Raw genomic sequence first — 19,878 nt, forward strand, 5'->3', positions numbered from 1 at the left:
CCTCAGATCTCGATGTGGCAGGGGCCGGCGGCGGCCGTGATGCAGGTCTGGATGCGGATGCCCTCGGGCCCGACCTCGCCGGGCACCGCGGTGGTCACCTCGCCGTTGCGCAGGTCGCGCACGGAGCCCTCCTTGAGCGGGAGGACGCAGCCGAAGCAGACGCCCATGCGGCAGCCGCTCGGCATGAGGACGCCGGCGGACTCGCCGGCGTCGAGCAGGGTGGTGGCGCCGTCGGCGTCGACGGTCGCGCCCGTGCGGGTGAAGCTGACCTCGCCACCCTCGGCGACGACGAGGTTGGCGGGCCGGAACTGCTCGGTGAAGAGCTCGAGCCCGGCCTCGGCGTGGTGGGCCTCGAGCGCGTCGAGGAGACCGCCGGGGCCGCAGGCGTACGTCGTGCGCTCGCCCAGGTCGGGGACCAGGTCGGCGAGCCGGGAGACGTCGAGCAGGCCGTGCTCGTCGTCGTACCGCGCCACGAGGCGGATCGCGCCGGCGGCGTCGAGGGCCTCGAGGTCGCGACGGAAGATCGAGTCGGGCCGGCTCGGCGCCACGTGGACCACGGTGATGTCGAGGTGGGCGCTGCGCGGGAGCCGCAGGACGCCGTCGTCGGTGGCCGGGAAGAGGTTGCGCAGCATCCCGACGACCGGGGTGACCCCGGAGCCCGCGGTGACGAACAGCAGCTTCGCGCGCGGCCCGTCGGCGGGGGCGTCGGCGGGGCCGTCGGCGGGGCCGTCGGCGACCTCGGGGGCCAGCACGAACTCGCCGGTGGCCTGCTCGAGGTGCACCAGGGTGCCGACCCGCACCTCGTGGACGAGGTGGTTGCTGACGACACCCTCGGGGACGGCCTTCACCGTGACGGAGATGAGGCCGTCGCGGCGCGGGCCGTGGGTCAGGGAGTACGCGCGCCACTGGCGCACGCCGTCGACGTCGACACCGATGTGGACGTACTGGCCCGGCACGTGGCCCGCCCAGTCCGACCCGGGGCGGATGACGATCGTGGCGGCGTCGGCGGTCTCGGGCTCGACGGCCACGACGCGCCCCCGCAGCTCGGCGCCGGCGCGCAGCGGGTTGAAGAGGTCGAGGTAGTCGGCCGGGACGAGCGGCGTGACGGCCGCGTTGGCCAGCCGCTCGAGGCGCGCCCGCAGGGCCGGGCGGGTGCCGGACCCGCCCGAGCGGCTCTGCAGCAGGGGAGCGAAGGAGCTCATGACCCCATCGTGGCGTCCCGACGGCGTGATCCCGTCACGCCCGGTGGTTGAATCGACCCGGGCGAGTTGTTCGCTCGGGACAAGGTCGGCGTGCCCAGGCGCGCCCCGGAGGGCCGGAGGCACCGTGGACTCACCGCTGCAGGACGGGGTCACCCTCCCCGCGTCCACCGTCACGTCGTTGCGGGCCGCGCTGCCCGAGGTCGCCGGGCGCACGGTCGAGGCGATCATCGCCGACGTGCCCAGCTACGCCGGCGCGCTGTCGGGGCCCATGGGGGCGACCATCCGCCAGGCCGTCGAGCTGGCTCTCGGCGGCTTCGTCTCGCTCGTCTCCGGCGGCGCCCGCGATCCCCGCACGCCGACCGCCGCCTCCGTCCGCGGCGCCTACGACCTGGGCCGCGGCGAGGCGCGGAGCGGCCGCTCGATGGAGGCGCTGCTCGCGGCGTACCGCATCGGCGCGCGCGTCTCCTGGCGCGAGCTGTCGCGCACGGCGGTCGAGGCCGACATCGACGCGGCCACGCTCGCGGGCTTCGCCGAGCTGGTCTTCGCCTTCATCGACGAGCTGTCGGCCTCCAGCGCCGCGGGCCACTCCGACGAGCTGGCGGCGAGCGGCCGGGTGCGGCGCCGCCGCCTCGAGCGCGTCGCGCACCTCCTGCTGGAGCGGGCGCCCGCGGACGCCGTGCACGCCGCCGTCGAGGTCGTCGACTGGTCGCCGCCCACGACCCTGACGGCGCTCGTCGTGCCCAGCGAGCAGGCCCGCGCGGCGCTGACGATCGTGGACCCGGCGACGCTGCAGCCGGCCGACGAGCTGCCCGCCCTGGGGGACGGCGAGCGGGTGCTGCTGCTGGTGCCCGACGTACGGCGGCCCGCACTGCTCGCGGCGCTGGCCCGGCGCGACGTGGTCGTCGGCCCGACGGTGCCGTGGCTGGAGGCCCGCACCTCCTACGACCGCGCCGAGCGCGCGCTGGCGCTGCGGGCACCCGAGGGCGAGGCGTTCGCCGTACCGGACGGGGTGCTCGACACCGACGACCTGCTCGCCCGGCTCGTGGTGCACGCCGACCCCGCGGCGCACGCCGCGCTGCGGGCCCGCGCCCTCGCGCCGCTGGCCGGCGTGCGCCCCGACACCGCGGCGCGCCTCGAGGAGACGCTGCGGGCCTGGCTGCTCCACCAGGGCCGGCGCGACGACGTCGCCGCCGCCCTCTTCGTGCACCCGCAGACCGTCCGCTACCGCATGGGCAAGGTGCGCGAGCTGTGGGGCGAGTCGCTCACCGACCCGCAGGTCGTGCTCGACCTCGTGGTGGCGCTGGCGTAGGGCCCGGCGTGGGGCCGCGCGGATACTGGACGCATGCGTCCGCTCCGCCCCCTGCTGGGCCCCCTCGCCACGGGCACCGCCCTCCTGCTCGCCCTCGCCGCCTGCAGCGACGACGGGTCGGGCTCGGACGGGGCCGGCGGGGCCGGCGGGGCCGGCGGGGAGCGCAGCGGGGCGACGTCCGCGGCCGAGGAGACCCCCGAGGGTCCGGCGGTGCGCACCGACGACTCCGACGACCACGCGGACCAGGTCTACGTGGCGATGGGGGACTCCTACACGGCCGCGCCCGGGGTCGACCCGGCGCAGGGCGACTCGGGCGTCTGCGGGCGCTCGCAGGTCAACTACCCGTCGCTGGTGGCCGGCGCGTTCGGCGGCTCGACGCTCGTCGACGTGTCCTGCTCCGGCGCCACCACGGCCGACCTCCTGGGCAGCCAGCAGCTGGCCGGCCAGACGTTCCCGCCCCAGGTCGACGCCGTGACCGCCGACACCGACGTCGTCACCCTCAGCACCGGGGGCAACGACTTCGGGGCCTTCGGCGTGCTCGCCGGCCAGTGCGAACAGCCCGGCGCGACGTGCCCCACCCTCGACCTCGCGACCGCGCAGGCGGGGCTCGCCCGCGTCACCACCGACCTCGTCGCCGTGATCGGCGCCGTCCGCGAGCGTGCTCCGCAGGCCCGGGTGCTGGTGGTCGGCTACCCCCAGGTCGTGCCGCCGGGCGCCGAGGGCTGCGCGGACCTGCCCGTCGACGGCGAGCTGCTCGGCCTCGCTCGCCTGCTCAACGAGGAGCTCGTGAACGCGCAGCAGCGGGCCGCCGAGCAGGCCGGCGCCGACTACGTCGACGTCTTCGCCGCGACCGAGGGCCACGCGCTGTGCAGCGACGACCCGTGGATCAACGGCAGCGACTTCGTCGAGGCCGCGCCGTACCACCCCCTGCCCGCCGGCCAGCGCGCCGCTGCCGCCGAGGTGATCTCCGCGCTGGACGGGTGAGCACGCCTCCGACCTTGGGAACAGATACCCCCCGGGGGTATGTTCTCCTCTCGTGAGCACCACCGGAGGAGGAACCATGGCGGACGGACCCCGCACAGCGACCCGGCTCGGGCTGTACGCCGGCGCACTCGCCCTCGTCTTCGCCGGCGCGTACGGCGCGGGCGCGGCGCTCGTGCCCGACCCCGTCGTCGACCGATGGGTCGAGCGCGCGGGGGCCGGCGACCACGGCGCGGAGGACGGCGTCGAGGACGGCGGCGACGGCGCCCACGAGGGCGGGCACCGATGAGCACGACCAGCCTCGAGCTCGCCATCGGCGGCATGACCTGCGCGTCCTGCGCCAACCGCGTCGAGCGCAAGCTCAACAAGCTCGACGGCGTCGAGGCGTCGGTCAACTACGCGACGGAGAAGGCGCGGGTGGCGGTGCCCGAGGGCTTCGACCCGCTCCTGCTCGTCGCCGCGGTGGAGCAGGCGGGCTACCGCGCCGAGCTGCCCGCCGTACCGGACGAGCGGGGCGCTCCCGGCGGGGACGCGGGGACCGCGACGGACGACCGTGCCGCCACCGAGCTGCGTGCGCTGCGCGACCGGCTCGTGGCCTCGGCCGTGCTGACGGTGCCCGTGGTCGTGCTGGCGATGGTGCCGGCGTGGCAGTTCACCCACTGGCAGTGGCTCTCGCTGGCGCTGGCGTGGCCCGTCGTCGTCTGGGGCGCCTGGCCGTTCCACCGCGCCGCGGCGGTCAACCTGCGCCACGGCGCGGCGACGATGGACACCCTCGTCTCGCTCGGCACGCTGGCCGCGCTGGCGTGGTCGGTCTACGCCCTCTTCTGGGGCACGGCCGGCACGCCCGGCATGACGCACGCCTTCGAGCTCACCGTCGCGCCGTCGGACGGGGCGGCGAACATCTACCTCGAGGTCGCGGCCGGGGTCACGACCTTCGTGCTCGCGGGGCGCTACTTCGAGAAGCGCGCCAAGCGCCGGGCCGGGGACGCGCTGCGGGCGCTGCTCGACCTGGGCGCGAAGGACGTCGCGGTGCTCCGCGGCGGCGTCGAGACCCGCGTCGCGGTGGCGGACCTCGCGGTGGGCGACGAGTTCGTCGTGCGTCCCGGCGAGAAGGTCGCGACCGACGGCGAGGTCGTGAGCGGTACGTCGGCCGTCGACGCCTCGCTGCTCACCGGCGAGTCCGTGCCCGTCGAGGTCGGGCCGGGCGACGCCGTCACCGGCGCCACGATCAACGCCGGCGGCCGTCTCGTCGTGCGGGCCACCCGGGTCGGGGACGACACCCGGCTCGCGCAGATGGCGCGCCTGGTCGAGGACGCGCAGTCGGGCAAGGCGGAGGTGCAGCGGCTGGCCGACCGGGTGTCCGGGGTCTTCGTGCCCGTCGTCATCGCCATCGCCGTGGCGACGCTCGGGGCGTGGCTCGGTGCCGGCTTCCCGGCCTCGGCCGCGCTCACCGCCGCCGTCGCGGTCCTCATCATCGCGTGCCCCTGCGCGCTGGGCCTGGCGACGCCGACGGCGCTGCTCGTCGGCACCGGGCGGGGCGCGCAGCTCGGCGTGCTCATCAAGGGGCCCGAGGTGCTGGAGTCCACCCGCCGCGTCGACACCGTCGTGCTCGACAAGACCGGCACGGTCACCACGGGCGCGATGGCGCTGGGCGACGTCGTACCGGCCGCGGGCGAGGACCGGGCCGTCGTGCTGCGTCTCGCCGGGGCGCTCGAGGCGGCGTCCGAGCACCCGATCGCCCGGGCCGTGGCCCACGCGGCGGCCGAGGCCGACGCGGACGTGCCGGGGGTCGAGGGCTTCACCAACGTCCCGGGACGCGGCGCCCACGGCGTCGTCGAGGGCCACGCCGTGGTCGTCGGGCGGCCCGCGCTGCTCGCCGACTGGGCGCAGCACCTCGACGCCGACCTGGAGGCCGCCCGGGCCCGTGCGGAGGCCGAGGGGCGCACCGTCGTCGCCGTCGGCTGGGACGGTCGCGCGCGGGGCCTGCTCGTCGTCGCCGACGAGGTCAAGCCGACGAGCGCGGCCGCCGTCGCCCGGCTGCGAGAGCTGGGCCTGCGGCCCGTGCTGCTCACCGGCGACAACCGCGCGGTGGCCGAGCAGGTGGCGGCCGAGGTGGGGATCGACGAGGTGGTCGCCGACGTGCTGCCCGAGGACAAGGTCGCCGTCGTCACCCGGCTGCAGGCCGAGGGCCGCGTCGTGGCGATGGTGGGGGACGGCGTGAACGACGCCGCCGCGCTGGCGGCCGCCGACCTCGGCATCGCGATGGGCACGGGCACCGACGCGGCCATCGCGGCCGCCGACATCACGCTCGTGCGGGGCGACCTGCGCGCCGCCGCCGACGCCGTGCGGCTGTCGCGGGCGACGCTGCGGACGATCCGGGGCAACCTCTTCTGGGCGTTCGGCTACAACGTCGCGGCCGTCCCGCTCGCGGCGCTCGGGCTGCTGAACCCGATGCTGGCGGGCGCCGCCATGGCGTTCTCGAGCGTCTTCGTCGTGGGCAACAGCCTGCGCCTGCGGAGGTTCCGCGCCGGGAGCTGATGGTGGTGCCGCTGGCGGCCACCTCGACCACCGGAACGGCCTCAGCCCAGGTCGATGCCCGCACCGTGGACGGCGCGGCCGGCGACGTACGTCGCGGCGACGGGCAGGTGGCGCAGCCAGGCGCCCTGCTCGGCGGTGGTGGGGAACGCGGCGTACGGGTCGGCGTCGAGCAGCACGAGGTCACCCGGGTGGCCCACGGCCACGGTGCCCCAGCCGTCGGTGGACGCCGCGAGCGCCTCGGCGACGGTGAGGGCCTGCTCGCCGTGCCACGGCTCCCGCTCGTCGGCGCTGCGGTGCACCGCCGCGGCGATCGCCAGCCACGGGTCCAGCGGCGACACGGGCGCGTCGGAGCCGAGCACGACGTCGACGCCGTCGTCGAGCATCCAGCGGTAGGCGAAGCACCGCGCCGAGCGCTCCTGCCAGATCTTCTCGGTCAGGTCGCGGTCGTCGAGCAGGTGCGCCGGCTGCACGCTGGCCCGGATGCCGAGCTCGGCCATCCGCCGCGAGTCCGCCCGGTTCAGCATCTGCGCGTGCTCGATGGAGCCGCGGGCGCCGGTGGCGGCGTACGTCGCGAGCGCGGCCGCCGCGGCCGCGTCCCCGATCGCGTGCGTGGCGACCTCCAGCCCCGCGGCGTGCGCCCGGGCGAGCAGGTCGTGCAGCTCGGCGCCCGACAGGTTGGGCTGGCCCGCGGGGTACTCGAGGCGGTGGGCGTCGGCGTACGGCTCGCAGCACCACGCCGTGCGGGTGTTGAGGGAGCCGTCCGAGATGATCTTCAGCGGGCCCATCGTCAGGCGGTCGTCGCCCGGGCCGGTCACGTCGGCCACGCCCGGCAGGACGTCGCCGGTGCGCAGCCCCAGGCGCAGCACGTCGTCGAGGCCCTCGGCGTAGGTCGACATCCGGATCCGCAGCCGGTCGCAGCCGTGCTCCCAGCGGTGCAGCCACTCGGTCGCGCCGCCGGAGAACTCGAAGTCGACGAGCCCCACGACGCCGAGCGCGGCCGCCGCGTCGAGCGTCCGTCCGTACGCCTCCGGCGACGTGCCGTCGTCGCCGACGAGGGTGGACAGGCGGGCGTACGCCGCGAACCACTCCCCCTCGCGCACGACCGAGTCCCGCACCGGCATCGCCAGGTGCAGCAGCGCCGTGGTGTTGAGCCAGGCGTGGTGGGCGTCGCCCGAGATCAGGACCACCGGCACGTCGCCCGACACGGCGTCGAGCTCGCTCACCGTCACGTCGCGGTCCCACCCGCCCGAGCGGTGCCCCCACCCGATGACCGGGTGGCCGGGCAGCTCCGCGAGGCGCTCGGCGACCCGCTGCGTCACGTCCTCCGGGGAGCGCGCGGCCGTGAGGTCGAGCCGCTGCGACGCCAGCGTCCACTGCCCGAGGTGCACGTGGGAGTCCCACAGCCCGGGGATGAGCCACCGGCCCTCTGCGTCGACGACCTCCGCGTTGCTCGCGCCCGGCGGGACGGGCAGGTCGGGGCCGACCGCGGTCACCCGGCCGTCGGTCACCGCGACGTCGACGGGACGACCGGAGGGGCCGGGGACGACCCCCCGACCGACGGGCACCAGACGGGCCTGGCGGATGAGCAGGTCGGACATGATCGGCACCCTAACGACGGCCTCCCCGGGCCCCGGCCCCGTCCACGTCGCGCCGGTGTGAGGCTGCGCACGCCGGGCCGGGACGGCACACTGAGCGCCATGTCGTCGCCGCGCCCGCTGCCGCCCCGCCCGACACCCGGTCGTGCCCCCGACCCGGGCGCGACGGCCCCCGGCCAGGCCCCCGATCAGACCCCCGGCGAGCAGCAGGACGCGCGGGGCGGTGGGGCCCGCCGTACCCGCACGTGGCTCGCCGCCGGCGCGGCGGTCGTGCTCCTCGCCGGCGCGACCGGCGTGGGCGTGGTCACCGGGCTCGACGACGACACCGCCGACCGCGTCACCGGCGGCGCCAGCGAGGCCGGCCCCCGCGAGGGCGGCGGCGACGACGGCGACGACAGCGGCGGGGGCGCCGGCGGGGGGAGCCGCGGCGGCAGCGACACCGACCTCGACCCGGTCGAGCTGCCGGACGACGCCGAGCTCGCGGTGGCGCGGAGCACGCCACGCACCGACTCGGTCTACCCCGACAAGGGCCACCCCGGGGTCGACGCGCTGCACTACGACATCGAGCTCCGCTGGTTCCCCGACGACGCCGACGACGGCGAGGACCCGGAGCTCGAGGGCACCACGACGGTCACCTTCCGGTCGACGAGCGCCGCACCGGGGTTCCGCCTCGACCTCGCCGCGCACCTCGAGGTCACCGACCTCGTCCTCGACGGCACCCCGACCGACGCCTTCCGCCGCGAGGGCGACCACCTGGTCGTCGACGAGCCGGTGCTCATCGAGTCGCAGCACCGGCTGACGGTGACCTACCGCGGGCCCGCCGAGCCCGCCGCCGCCCCGACCGACCGCAGCGACTTCTCCGGCGTCGGCCTGACGCGCTCCACCTCGCAGGACAGCGAGGACTGGCTCTGGACGATGCAGGAGCCGTACGGCGCGTTCACCTGGTACCCCGTCAACGACCAGCCGGCCGACAAGGCCCTGTACGACGTCACGGTCCGCACGCAGCCGGGCTGGACGGGCGTCGCGAACGGCGAGCTCGTCGAGCAGGCGGAGGACGACGAGCAGTCGGTGGCGCGGTTCCACGCGCCGGAGCCGATGTCGTCGTACCTCGCGACCGTGGCCGTCGGCGACTACGAGCTGACCGAGGACGTCAGCGACTCGGGCGTGCCGCTGACCTACTGGACCCCGGACGGCGACGACGAGGCCCTCGAGCGGCTCGGGGCGACCAAGGAGGCGCTCGCCTGGCTGGAGGAGCGGCTCGGCCCCTACCCGTTCAGCAGCCTCGGCTCCGTCGTCGTCGACTCCGAGAGCGCCATGGAGACCCAGACGATGATCACCTACGGCAACACCGGGTACACGCTGTCGCCCGAGGTGATCGTCCACGAGATCGCGCACCACTGGTACGGCAACGTCGTCTCGCCCGACGACTGGAGCGACGTGTGGATGAACGAGGGCATGTCCATGTACCTGCAGATCCTGTGGGAGGCCGAGGACATCGGGGAGGACGTCGACGACTACGTGGGGTACTACGCCCTCGAGGACCAGGCCCTGCGTGACTCCTACGGCCCGCCCGCGGCGTACGACGGCAGCTCCTTCGGCCAGAGCAACATCTACGTCCCGCCCGCGGTGATGTGGCACGAGCTGCGCACCACCGTCGGTGACGAGGCGTTCTGGGAGATGGTGCGGGCGTGGCCGACGGCGGGCGGCGAGGGCGTCTACCGCAGCATCGGCCGCGACCAGTACTGGCCGTGGCTCTCCGAGCAGCTGGGCACCGACCTCACGCCGTTCCTCACCGCGTGGCTCCTCGGCACCCAGGAGCCGCCCACGACCTTCGGCCCCGTGGGCTGAGCCCGGGCCCGCGGGACCGGCCCCGCGGGCGGCGCGGCCCGGGGCGCAGTTGGTGCCGTCGCGCAGGCTGGGGGCATGTCCGAGCAGACCTCGCAGACGCCGCCCCCGCCCCACGTCGTCGTGCTCTTCGGCGCGACGGGCGACCTCGCCGAGCGCAAGCTCTTCCCCGCGCTGCTGCGCCTGGCGGCGTCGGGGTGGCTGCCCGCGTCGTACCGGGTCATCGGCTCGGGCCGGCACTCCCCCGGCAGCGACGAGGAGTTCCGCGACGGCCTGCGCGACGCGCTGGTCGAGCAGGCGGAGCCCGACGAGCGCGACGCCGTCGACGGGCTGCTCGAGCGGCTGAGCTTCCAGACGGCGTCGGCCGACGACGGCTCCGACCTCGCCGCGGCCGTGCGGGCCGCCGAGCAGGAGGTGGCCGACGAGGCCGGCACCGACGTGGAGGAGGTACGCCGGCTCGTCTACCTGTCGCTGCCCCCGTCGGCGATGACCGACATGATCGGGATGCTCGACCGCGAGGACCTCACCGACCGCGCCCGGCTCGTCGTGGAGAAGCCGTTCGGGCTCGACCTGGCCTCGGCGGAGCGGCTGGACGCCGCGCTGCTCGACGTGGTGAAGGAGGAGCAGGTCTTCCGCATCGACCACTTCCTCGGCAAGGAGGCGGTGCAGAACATCCTCGCGCTGCGGTTCGCCAACGGTCTCTTCGAGCCGGCCTGGGACCGCCGCTCCATCGCCTCGGTGCAGATCGACGTGCCCGAGTCGCTGTCGATCGAGGGCCGGGCGAGCTTCTACGAGTCCACGGGCGCCCTGCGCGACATGATCTCCACCCACCTCTTCCAGCTGCTCGGCTTCGTCGCCATGGAGGACCCGGGCGCGTTCGAGGCCGACGCGGTCCGCGACGCCAAGTCGGCGCTGTTCCGCGCCATCCGCCCCCTCGACCCCGCGAAGGTCGTGCTCGGGCAGTACGCCGGCTACCGCGACGAGGAGGACGTCGCCGACGACTCCGACGTGGAGACGTTCGTCGCCGCCGAGGTCTGCGTCGACAACGAGCGCTGGCGCGACGTGCCCTTCCTGCTGCGCACCGGCAAGTCGCTCGCCGAGGGCCGGCGCACCATCACGCTGCGCTTCCGCGACCCCGAGTCGTCGATGTTCGCGGCGCCCGCCTGCGGCAACGAGCTGGTGCTCGAGCTGACGGACGAGCCGCGGATCACCGTCGACGTGCGCGCCAAGCGGCCGGGGCGCGACTTCGACATCACCATCGCCACCATGGAGCTGCAGGTGCACGGCGACGGGGGCGAGTCGTTCGCGCTCGAGGCCTACGAGCGGCTGCTGCTCGACGTGCTGCGCGGCGACCAGACGCTCTTCACACGCTCCGACGAGGTGGAGCGGCTCTGGGAGGTCTGCCAGCCGGTGCTCGACGACCGCCCCGAGGTGCTCCCCTACGAGCCCGGCTCGTGGGGCCCGCAGGCCGCGCTCGACCTCGCGCCCGGCGGGTGGCGCCTCGGTGACTGAGGAGGCCCGCACCGACCGGGCGCCCGACATCGCCGCCCACGGCCTCATCGGCGACCTGCGCTCCTGCGCCCTGGTCTCCACCGACGGCACCATCGACTGGTTCTGCCCGGGCCGCTTCGACGCGCCCAGCATCTTCGCCGCCCTCCTCGACCCCGAGGTCGGCGGGGCGTGGACCCTGCGGCCGACCGGCGAGGTGACGCGCACGCAGCAGTACTACCTGCCCGACACCGCCATCCTCGTCACCCGCTTCCTCACCCCCCAGGGGGTCGTCGAGGTGCAGGACTTCATGCCGGTCCTGCGCCCCCACGACGACGAGCACCGCCAGCGCGTCGTACGACGGGTCTCGGCCGTGCGCGGCGCCGTGCCGTTCGTCACCCGCGTGCAGGTGCGCCACGACTACGGGCGCGAGGACGCGACGCCCACGCAGGTCGAGGGCGGCATCTCCATCCCCGACGGCCACGTCGACCTGGTGCTGTCCTCCACCCACGACCTGGTGATCGACGGCGGGGTCGTCGTCGCCGACGTCGAGCTGGCCGAGGGCGAGACCGCGCTGTTCGTGCTCGAGGTGCTCGCCGAGGGCGCCGAGCCCGTGCCCTGCGCGGTCGACGACACCGCGTCGCTGCTCGATCGGACGACGTCGTACTGGCGCGGCTGGCTGGCCAGCTCGTCGTACGCCGGCCGCTGGCGGGGTGCGGTCGAGCGGTCGGCCATCACCCTCAAGCTGATGTGCCACGAGCCCAGCGGCGGCGTCATCGCGTCGCCGACGACGAGCCTGCCGGAGGAGATCGGCGGCGAGCGCAACTGGGACTACCGGTTCGTCTGGATCCGCGACGCGGCGTTCACCCTCTACGGCCTGCTGCGCCTCGGGTTCACCGACGAGGCCGCCGCGTTCACCGCGTGGCTCTCGCGCCGCATCGGCGAGGCCGACCGCGACGACCCGACGTACGAGCGCCTCGGCCCGCTGCGGGTGCTCTACGACCTCGACGGGAAGGTGCCGGTCGAGGAGCACGAGCTCGACCACCTCGCCGGCCACCGCGGCTCGCGCCCCGTGCGGGTCGGCAACGCGGCGGTCGACCAGCTGCAGCTCGACATCTACGGCGAGCTCGTCGACTCGGTCTACCTCTTCGACAAGTACGGCGCCGGCATCAGCCACGACGGCTGGTCCGACCTGTGCACGGTGCTCGAGTGGGTGATGGACAACTGGGACCGCGACGACCACGGCATGTGGGAGATCCGGCAGGAGCCGCGGCCGCACACCACGTCGCGCCTCATGTGCTGGGTGGCGGTCGAGCGGATGATCCGCGTCGCCCGCCGCCGCGGCCTGCCCGGCGACATCGCGGCGTGGGGCAAGGTGCGCGACGAGATCTACGAGCGCGTCATGGCCGAGTCGTGGGACCCCGACCTGGAGTCGTTCACCCAGGCCGAGGGCTCCCGCGTGCTCGACGCCGGGCTGCTGCTCATGCCGCTCGTGAAGTTCACCGCCCCCGGCGACCCCCGCTTCCTCTCGACGCTGGACGCCATCGAGGAGCACCTCGTCACCGACTCGCTCGTCTTCCGCTACGACCCCGAGGCGCAGGACTCCCACGACGGCCTCGACGGCGCCGAGGGCACCTTCTCGATGTGCTCGTTCTGGTACGTCGAGGCACTCACCCGCGCCGGTCGGGTGGACGACGCGCGGCTGGCGTTCGAGAAGATGCTGACCTACGGCAACCACCTCGGGCTCTTCGCCGAGCAGGTCGGCCTCACCGGCGAGCAGCTGGGCAACTTCCCGCAGGCGTTCACGCACCTCTCGCTCATCAGCGCCGCGACCAACCTGGACCGGGCGCTGGGCTGAGCGGGCTGCGGGCGGCGGGATGCGGGGGCGCGCGCTCACCCCCAGGAAGCGGGGCTACATTCGCCCGGTGACCGCGCTCGACGTCGACCTCACACCCGCCGAGCGGGCCGAGCTGGAGGCCCTCGAGGCCCGGGACCGCGACCGTCGCCTGGGGTGGCTGCTGGTCGTGACCGGCGCCGTCGGGTTCGTCGCCGCGGTGACGCTGCTGCTGGAGCGGATCCAGCTGCTGGTCGACCCGTCGTACGTGCCGTCGTGCAGCCTCAACCCCGTGCTCAGCTGCGGTTCGGTGATGGTGACCGAGCAGGCGCGGGTGTTCGGGTTCCCCAACCCGGTGATCGGCGTCGCCGCGTTCCCGGTCGTCGTCGCCGTGGGGGCGGGGATCCTCGCCGGCGCGTCCTACGCCCGGTGGTTCTGGGCCGGCCTGCAGGCCGGCGTCGTGCTGGGCGCGGCGTTCGTGGCCTGGCTGATCGCCCAGAGTCTCTACTCGATCAACGCGCTGTGCCCCTACTGCATGGTCGTGTGGGCCGTCGTCGTGCCGCTGGCCTGGCACGTGACCGTGCGCAACGCCGAGGCCGGGGTGCTCGGCGCCGGCCTCGCGCGGTCCGGCGCCGTCCGCGCCGCCCGGAGGTGGTCGCTGCTGGGCGTGGTGGCGGTGTACCTCGTCGTCGTCGTGCTGATCCTCGAGCGGTTCTGGGACTACTGGTCCACGCTGCTCTGAGCGAGTCCCGGTGGTCGAGGTGGCCGCGCCAGCGGCGTTCCGGTGGTCGAGGTGGCCGCCAGCGGCGTTCCGGTGGTCGAGGTGGCCGCGCCAGGGTCCGATCCGGTGGTTGAGGTGGCCGCGCTAGCGGCCCTCGAAACCACCACGACACCCGGGCGTGGTTTCGAGGGGTTGCCAGAGCAACCCACCTCAACCACCGCACGCGGCCACGTCAGACCGGTGGTTGAGGTGGCCGCGCCAGCGGCCCTCGAAACCACCACGACACCCGGGCCTGGTTTCGAGAGGTTGCCAGAGCAACCCACCTCAACCACCGGGGCCAGAGCAACCCAGCCTCGACCACCGAGAGCGGGCCTCAGTCCTCGCGGCGGCGCAGCAGGTAGCGCTGCACCTTCCCGCTGGGGGTCTTCGGCAGCTCCGCGACGAAGTGCACGATGCGCGGGTAGGCGTGGGCCGAGTACTCGTTGCGCACCAGCTGCTGCAGGTCGTGGGCCAGGTCGTCGGTGGGCTCGGTGCCGGACGCCAGCACGACGTACGCCGCGACGACCTCGCCGCGCACCTCGTCGGGCTTGCCCACCACGGCCACGTCGACGACGGCGGGGTGGGTGACGAGCACGCTCTCCACGTCGAACGGGCCGATGCGGTAGCCGGCGGCGAGGATGACGTCGTCGTCGCGGGCCGAGAAGTAGAAGTGCCCGTCCTCGTCGACGCGGCCGGTGTCGCCGGTGAGGTACCAGCGACCGTCGCGGGTGAAGCGCTCGGCCGACTTCTCCGGCGCGTCGTGGTAGCCGCGGAAGAACATCAGCGGCGAGCCCTCGACGTCCAGCGCGATCTGGCCCTCGACCATCCCCGCGGCGAACCCGGGCAGCGCCGGACCCATCGACCCGGGCCGCACCGGCTCGCGCACGCCGTCGGCCCAGCAGTTGACGATGCACATGCCGTGCTCTGTCTGGCCGTAGTGGTCGCGCACCTCCACGCCGAGCGCCCGCTCGCCCCACGCGACGACGTCGGGCGTCAGCGGCTCGCCCGCCGACGAGGCGCGCCGCAGCGTGAAGCCGGTGAAGGAGGGGTCCTTCGACATGGCGCGGTACATCGTGGGCGCGCCCGCGAAGCTCGTCACGCCGAGACGCTCGATCACCCGCCGCGTGAGGTCCGGCGAGAAGCCGGCGTCGACGAGCACGTTGGTCCGGCCCTGCGCCAGCGGGCCCAGCACGCCGTAGTAGAGGCCGTAGGCCCACCCCGGGTCGGCGGCGTTCCAGAACACGTCGTCGGGCCGGACGTCGAGCCCGTGCACGAGGTAGGAGCTGAACGCCGCCAGCGCCCGCACCGGGATCGGCACGCCCTTCGGCTTCCCCGTCGTACCGCTTGTGAAGAGCATCGCCAGCAGGCCGTCGCCGCCGACCACCGCCGGCTCGGCCAGCGGCTCGCGGGTCAGCAGCGCGTCGTACTCCGGCCCGGTCACGAGCACCTCGACGCCCTCGACCGCGTCGAGCTTCGCCCGCTGCGACGGCTCGGTGACGACCAGCCGGGCGCCGCTCCCGCTCACCCGCACCTGGATGGCGCCGCTCGCGAACGCCGTGAAGAGCGGCACCAGCACGGCGCCGAGGCGCCACAGGGCGACGACGGTCACGACGTACTCCAGGCGCTTGCCCATCAGCACCCCCACCGCGTCGCCGCGCCCGACGCCGCGCTCGGCGAGCCCCGCGGCCAGCCGGGAGGAGAGGTCGCGCAGCTCGCCGTAGGTCAGCGCCCGCACCCCGAGGTCGGCGTCGACGAGCGTGAACGCGACCGCGTCGGGGTCGTGGCGGTCGCAGAGCAGCGCGGCCGCGCAGGCGTCGGGTGCGGCGTACTCGGCGAGCCAGCCCTCGATCCTGCGGGCGGTGTCGGGGGTGGTGTCGGGGGCGACGTCGGGGGCGGCGGTCACGGGGGCCTCCTATGATCGGCACGGGTGGTCGGCGTCACATCGTGCGCCGCCCACCTCCCGGCGACCACCCTCCGAGGAGGGGGGCCGGGCGTCGGCGACGAGGGCGGGCGGGGAGCACATGGCGGAGCGGGACCGGGGCGTGGGCGCCGGGGACGTGCGGGCGGCGACGCGCCAGGCGCTGGGGCGGGTACGCCGGGACGCGGCCGTCTCGCTCGCCTTCGCCGGCCGCGTCGAGGACGGCCGGGTCACCCTCGACACCTTCGACGGCCGCACCGTCGGCGCCCTCGCGGGCACCCGCCTGCAGCCCGGGCACGGCCTCGGCGGCCGCGTCATCACCCTCGGCCGGGCGCACGCCTTCAGCGACTACCTGTCCTCGCGCTCCATCTCCCACCGCTACGACGCGATCATCGCCGCGGAGGGCCTGCGGGCGATGGCCGCCGTCCCCGTGGTGGTCGGCCGGCGCCCCGTCGCGGTGCTGTACGGCGCGCTCCACGCCCCGGGCGGCCTCGCCGGGCGGGCCCTCGACGTGCTCACCGCCGAGGCCCGGGCCCTCGAGCAGGAGCTGGTCCTCTCGCGGGCCACGCCGCGACCCGTCCCGCCGCCCGAGGCGCCCGGGCCCGACCCGCTGCGCGAGCGGGTGCGCGCGGCGTACGCCGACCTGCGGCTGATCGCCGGGCAGCTCGACGACCCGCGCCTGCGTGACGCGCTGCTGCGCACCGCCGACACGCTCGCCGAGCGGACCCCGCGGGGCACGGGCGAGGGCCCCGGCGCGACGCTGCCCGCCGTCGCGCTCACGCCGCGCGAGGCAGACGTGCTCGGCCTGGTCGCGCTGGGGCACGGCAACGCGCGGATCGGGGCCGAGCTCGGCCTGACGCTGCACACGGTGAAGGGCTACGTGAAGGCCGTGATGGCCAAGCTGGGCGCGTCGACCCGGCTCGAGGCCGCCGTGCTCGCCCGCCGCCACGGCCTCCTGCCGTGAGCGGCCCGGCTCGGCGGCTCAGCGGGCGCCGGGGAGCTGCACGGTGAAGGTGCTGCCGGTGCCCATCTCGCTCGTGACGGCCACGGTGCCGCGGTGCGCCTCGACGATGGCCTTGACGATGGCCAGACCCAGACCGGTGCCGGGGACGGCGTCGGCGATGGCGGTGGGCACGCGGTAGAGGCGCTCGAAGATCCGCTCCCGCTCCTCGACCGGGATCCCCGGCCCGGTGTCGGCGACGGTGAGCACCACGCTGTCGCCGAGCACCTCGACGCCGAGCACGACGCGGCCACCGGCCGGCGTGAACTTGAGCGCGTTGCCGAGCAGGTTGTCGAGCACCTGCCGCAGCCGCTGCGGATCGGCGCGGGCGACCGGCGCGCGCGCGGCGGCTCCCGCCGTACCCCGCTCGGCGTCCGCGTCGGACAGCCGCGCGACGAGGGTGACGGCCCGGCTGGCGGCCTCGGTGCGGCGCTCGGCGACGGTGGTCCGCACCAGGGCGTCCAGGTCGACGTCCTCCAGCTCGAGGGGCACGGCGTGCAGGGTGCCGGTCGCCAGGGTGAGGAGGTCGTTGACGAGGGTGAGCTCGCGGTGGGCGCTGCGCGCCACCTTGCCGAGCATCGTGCGGCGGGCCTCGGGGCGCAGCGTCTCGTCGAGCTCGAGGAGCATGTCGACGTAGCCGATGATCACCGTCAGCGGCGTGCGCAGCTCGTGGGTGACGGTCGCGAGCATCTCGTCGCGCAGGCGCTCGGACTCGGCCTCGAGCCGGATCCGCTCGGAGATGTCGCGGACGGTGGCGGCCGTCCAGGTGGTGCCGTCGCCGAGCTCGATGGGCGCGAGCGAGATCTCGGCGGGGAACTCGGTGCCGTCGCGGCGCACGGCGGCGAGCTGCAGCAGGCCCATGGGACGCCGGGTGTAGCTCGAGCGGCGCCGCGGGTGCCCGGTGCGGAGGCGGGTGGGCACCAGCACCTCGATCAGCTGCTGCTCGAGCTCGGCGGGCCGGTAGCCGAACACGCCCTCGACCTGGGTGTTGGCCGTGACGATCACGCCCTGGCCGTCGACGATGACGACGGCGTCGGGGACCGCGTCGAGGGTCGCGCGGAAGAGGTCGGGGTGCTCGCTCGCGAGCAGCGCCGTCACCGCGACGGGCCCGTCCTGGCCCGGCGCGCTCCCGGGTGGGGGCATGTGGGGGATCCGATCGCCGTGCCGCACCCGCGTGCGGCCGCCGCCAGGTTACCGGTCGGTCCCCTGGTCGGACGGGAGCCTCGCACGGGCCCGGCCGGCGGGCTAGCGTCCACCCCGTGACCGAGCGACTGACCTCCCACGACCTGATCGACCTCGTGCTCGACGCGGGCAGCTGGCGCTCCTGGGACACCCCGCCCGTGCGGGGGGAGATCTCGGAGGAGTACGGCGCGGAGCTCGCCCGCGCCGCCGAGAAGGCCGGCACCGACGAGTCGGTCGTGACGGGCGAGGCGCTCATCCGCGGTCGCCGCGTCGCGGTGCTGCTCGGGGAGTTCCGGTTCCTCGCCGGCTCCATCGGCCGGGCGGCCGCCGACCGCGTCGTGGCCGCCGTCGAGCGCGCGACCGCCGAGGGCCTGCCCCTGCTGGCCGCGCCCGTCTCGGGCGGCACCCGCATGCAGGAGGGCACGCCGGCGTTCGTGCAGATGGTGCGCATCTCGGCCGCGGTCGCCACGCACAAGAAGGCGGGGCTGCCCTACCTCGTCTACCTGCGCCACCCCACCACCGGCGGCGTCATGGCCTCGTGGGGCTCGCTCGGGCACGTGACCGTCGCGGAGCCCGGCGCCCTGGTCGGCTTCCTCGGCCCCCGGGTCTACGAGGCGCTCTACGGCCAGCCGTTCCCCGAGGGCGTGCAGACCTCGGAGAACCTCTACGCCCGCGGCATCATCGACGCCGTCCTGGCCCCGCACGAGCTCGCCGACATCGTCGACCGCACCCTCACGATCCTGCTCGCCCGGCGCCAGGGCGTGGGCACGGTGCCCGCGCCGGTGCTGGACGCCGTACCCGACGTGGAGACGTGGGACGCCGTCACCCGCTCGCGCGACCCGGAGCGCCCGGGCGTGCGCCGCCTCCTGAAGTACGCCGCCAGCGACGTCGTGCTGCTCAACGGCACGGGCGAGGGCGAGGCGGACCCGGGGCTCATCATCGCCCTGGCCCGCTTCGGCGACGCCCCCTGCGTGTTCCTCGGCCAGGACCGGCGCGGGCAGACGCGGGAGCGGCCCATGGGACCGGAGGCGCTGCGCGAGGCCCGGCGCGGGATGCGGCTGGCCTCCGACCTCAAGCTGCCGCTCGTCAGCGTCATCGACACCCAGGGCGCCGCGCTCTCGGCCGACGCGGAGAACGGCGGGCTGGCCGGCGAGATCGCCCGCTGCCTGGCCGACCTCGTGACCCTCGACGCCCCGACGCTGTGCCTCATGCTCGGCGAGGGCAACGGCGGCGGGGCGCTCGCGCTCCTGCCGGCCGACCGGGTCGTCGCGGCGCAGCACGCGTGGCTCTCTCCCCTGCCGCCCGAGGGCGCGAGCGCGATCGTGCACCGCGACCTCGACCACGCCGCCGAGATGGCCCGGGCCCAGCAGGTGCGGGCGCTCGACCTGGCGGCGCGCGGGGTGGTCGACGTCGTCGTGCCCGAGCAGCCCGACGCCGCCGAGGAGCCCGAGGCGTTCTGCGCCCGCGTCGGCTCCGTGCTCGAGCACGAGCTGTCGCGCCTGCTCGTCGCCGGCGCCGGCTCCGTCGCGCAGCGCTCGCGGCGCTACCTGTTCTGAGGGCCCCTGGGGTCTCCCCGCCCGGGCGGGGAGACCTGTGGTCCGCGGTCGACGCCTGGGCCGCAGACCCCAGGCTTTCCTCGCAGGGTCCGCCGTGGCACGGTGCTGCGATGAGCCTGCACATCGTGAACATCTGCGTCGACTGCGCCGACCCCCGCGCCCTGGCCGCCTGGTGGGGCCGCGTGCTCGAGCTGCCGGTCTTCGACGACGACGCGGACGGCGACGACGAGGAGACCGGCATGACGCTGCCGGACGGCCGCGACCTGCTGTTCCTGCGCGTCCCCGAGCCCAAGACGGTCAAGAACCGCCTGCACCTCTGCCTCGCCCCGAGCGGTGAGGACGACCGGCGCGACGCCGAGGTCGAGCGGCTCCTCGGCATGGGCGCCACCCTCGTCGACGACCTGCGCGCCGAGGACGGCACCGGCTGGGCCGTGCTGGCCGACCCCGAGGGCAACGAGTTCTGCGTGCTGCGCGGCGAGGCGGAGCGCGCCGGTTCCTGACGCGCCCCGGGGGCCACGCCGTACCGGCCGGCCGTCTGCTGCGGTGCTGAGGTCACCTGCGGTGCTGCAGCGTCTGGGACAGGCGCCGGACGCGTGTGCAGCAGCCCGGACACCGCGTTGCACGGGGCGCCGAGCCGCCTGACGCCCGGGGTACGGCGAGGAGGGCCGCC

General features: G+C 75.4%; 15 protein-coding genes. 11 read left to right on the forward strand and 4 right to left on the reverse strand.

Features of this window, described 5'->3' with window-relative positions; genetic code table 11:
* Positions 1-2 precede the first annotated feature (2 nt).
* Positions 3-1,202: a ferredoxin reductase gene (locus tag INN71_RS06445; protein ID WP_277498119.1), complete on the reverse strand. Its 1,200-nt coding sequence runs from the start codon at positions 1,200-1,202 to the stop codon at positions 3-5.
* 124 nt (positions 1,203-1,326) lie between these two features.
* Between INN71_RS06445 and INN71_RS06450 the strand changes: the two genes are divergently transcribed.
* The 4 genes from INN71_RS06450 to INN71_RS06465 all read left to right on the forward strand — a co-directional run bounded on the left by INN71_RS06450 (position 1,327) and on the right by INN71_RS06465 (position 6,030).
* Positions 1,327-2,511 carry a CdaR family transcriptional regulator gene (locus tag INN71_RS06450; protein WP_277498118.1) on the forward strand — a complete coding sequence of 395 codons (1,185 nt, stop codon included), beginning with the start codon at positions 1,327-1,329 and terminating at the stop codon, positions 2,509-2,511.
* A gap of 33 nt (positions 2,512-2,544) precedes the next feature.
* Positions 2,545-3,495 (forward strand): SGNH/GDSL hydrolase family protein, encoded by a 951-nt coding sequence (locus INN71_RS06455; protein WP_277498117.1) that lies wholly within the window; start codon positions 2,545-2,547, stop codon positions 3,493-3,495.
* 76 nt (positions 3,496-3,571) lie between these two features.
* A complete protein-coding gene (locus INN71_RS06460; RefSeq protein ID WP_277498116.1) occupies positions 3,572-3,781 on the forward strand; it encodes a hypothetical protein in 210 nt (69 codons plus the stop codon).
* Entirely contained in the window at positions 3,778-6,030 is a 2,253-nt protein-coding gene (locus INN71_RS06465; RefSeq protein ID WP_277498115.1) for a cation-translocating P-type ATPase, read from the forward strand. The genes INN71_RS06460 and INN71_RS06465 overlap by 4 nt, the downstream gene beginning before the upstream one ends.
* Positions 6,031-6,071: 41 nt before the next feature.
* Here the strand turns inward: INN71_RS06465 and INN71_RS06470 are convergent, their stop codons facing one another.
* Positions 6,072-7,628, reverse strand: a complete 1,557-nt coding sequence (locus INN71_RS06470; RefSeq protein WP_277498114.1) for an amidohydrolase — start codon at positions 7,626-7,628, stop codon at positions 6,072-6,074.
* Positions 7,629-7,727: 99 nt separating this feature from the next.
* Here INN71_RS06470 and INN71_RS06475 point away from each other — a divergent pair, with 99 nt between their 5' ends.
* The 4 genes from INN71_RS06475 (at position 7,728) to INN71_RS06490 (ending at position 13,534) form a co-directional block, all read left to right on the forward strand.
* A complete protein-coding gene (locus INN71_RS06475) occupies positions 7,728-9,473 on the forward strand; it encodes a M1 family metallopeptidase (protein ID WP_301799919.1) in 1,746 nt (581 codons plus the stop codon).
* A 75-nt stretch (positions 9,474-9,548) separates the two neighbouring features.
* Entirely contained in the window at positions 9,549-10,982 is a 1,434-nt protein-coding gene (gene zwf / locus INN71_RS06480) for a glucose-6-phosphate dehydrogenase (RefSeq protein ID WP_277498112.1), read from the forward strand.
* The gene (locus INN71_RS06485; RefSeq protein ID WP_277498111.1) at positions 10,975-12,816 is read left to right on the forward strand and encodes a glycoside hydrolase family 15 protein; all 1,842 of its coding nucleotides are present in this window, start codon (positions 10,975-10,977) and stop codon (positions 12,814-12,816) included. The genes zwf and INN71_RS06485 overlap by 8 nt, the downstream gene beginning before the upstream one ends.
* 67 nt (positions 12,817-12,883) lie before the next feature.
* Complete coding sequence (locus INN71_RS06490) at positions 12,884-13,534, forward strand: vitamin K epoxide reductase family protein (protein ID WP_277498110.1); 651 nt, start codon at positions 12,884-12,886, stop codon at positions 13,532-13,534.
* Between the two features lie 352 nt (positions 13,535-13,886).
* Here the strand turns inward: INN71_RS06490 and INN71_RS06495 are convergent, their stop codons facing one another.
* The gene (locus tag INN71_RS06495) at positions 13,887-15,455 is read right to left on the reverse strand and encodes an AMP-binding protein (protein ID WP_277498109.1); all 1,569 of its coding nucleotides are present in this window, start codon (positions 15,453-15,455) and stop codon (positions 13,887-13,889) included.
* Positions 15,456-15,573: 118 nt separating this feature from the next.
* On the opposite strand from INN71_RS06495, the gene INN71_RS06500 reads away from it, so the two are divergent.
* On the forward strand, positions 15,574-16,434 hold the full coding sequence (locus tag INN71_RS06500; protein ID WP_277498108.1) for a LuxR C-terminal-related transcriptional regulator: 861 nt from the start codon (positions 15,574-15,576) through the stop codon (positions 16,432-16,434).
* Positions 16,435-16,452: 18 nt separating this feature from the next.
* Here INN71_RS06500 and INN71_RS06505 read toward each other — a convergent pair whose 3' ends face one another.
* Complete coding sequence (locus INN71_RS06505) at positions 16,453-17,613, reverse strand: cell wall metabolism sensor histidine kinase WalK (protein ID WP_277498107.1); 1,161 nt, start codon at positions 17,611-17,613, stop codon at positions 16,453-16,455.
* A gap of 116 nt (positions 17,614-17,729) precedes the next feature.
* Here INN71_RS06505 and INN71_RS06510 point away from each other — a divergent pair, with 116 nt between their 5' ends.
* Together INN71_RS06510 and INN71_RS06515 are read left to right on the forward strand one after the other, a co-directional pair.
* Positions 17,730-19,208 carry a carboxyl transferase domain-containing protein gene (locus INN71_RS06510; protein WP_277498106.1) on the forward strand — a complete coding sequence of 493 codons (1,479 nt, stop codon included), beginning with the start codon at positions 17,730-17,732 and terminating at the stop codon, positions 19,206-19,208.
* Between the two features lie 110 nt (positions 19,209-19,318).
* Positions 19,319-19,708 (forward strand): VOC family protein, encoded by a 390-nt coding sequence (locus INN71_RS06515; protein WP_277498105.1) that lies wholly within the window; start codon positions 19,319-19,321, stop codon positions 19,706-19,708.
* Positions 19,709-19,878: the final 170 nt, after the last annotated feature.

It is taken from the genome of Nocardioides sp. ChNu-153 (genome assembly GCF_030466625.1).
GTDB lineage: Bacteria > Actinomycetota > Actinomycetes > Propionibacteriales > Nocardioidaceae > Nocardioides.

Bases quoted from the DNA above. Each gene is read 5' to 3' on its own strand.
- INN71_RS06445 (WP_277498119.1), bottom strand. From the start codon at position 1,202: ATGAGCTCCTTCGCTCCCCTGCTGCAGAGCCGCTCGGGCGGGTCCGGC.
- INN71_RS06455 (WP_277498117.1), top strand. From the start codon at position 2,545: ATGCGTCCGCTCCGCCCCCTGCTGGGCCCCCTCGCCACGGGCACCGCC.
- INN71_RS06460 (WP_277498116.1), top strand. From the start codon at position 3,572: ATGGCGGACGGACCCCGCACAGCGACCCGGCTCGGGCTGTACGCCGGC.
- INN71_RS06465 (WP_277498115.1), top strand. From the start codon at position 3,778: ATGAGCACGACCAGCCTCGAGCTCGCCATCGGCGGCATGACCTGCGCG.
- INN71_RS06470 (WP_277498114.1), bottom strand. From the start codon at position 7,628: ATGTCCGACCTGCTCATCCGCCAGGCCCGTCTGGTGCCCGTCGGTCGG.
- INN71_RS06475 (WP_301799919.1), top strand. From the start codon at position 7,728: ATGTCGTCGCCGCGCCCGCTGCCGCCCCGCCCGACACCCGGTCGTGCC.
- zwf (WP_277498112.1), top strand. From the start codon at position 9,549: ATGTCCGAGCAGACCTCGCAGACGCCGCCCCCGCCCCACGTCGTCGTG.
- INN71_RS06500 (WP_277498108.1), top strand. From the start codon at position 15,574: ATGGCGGAGCGGGACCGGGGCGTGGGCGCCGGGGACGTGCGGGCGGCG.
- INN71_RS06505 (WP_277498107.1), bottom strand. From the start codon at position 17,613: ATGCCCCCACCCGGGAGCGCGCCGGGCCAGGACGGGCCCGTCGCGGTG.
- INN71_RS06515 (WP_277498105.1), top strand. From the start codon at position 19,319: ATGAGCCTGCACATCGTGAACATCTGCGTCGACTGCGCCGACCCCCGC.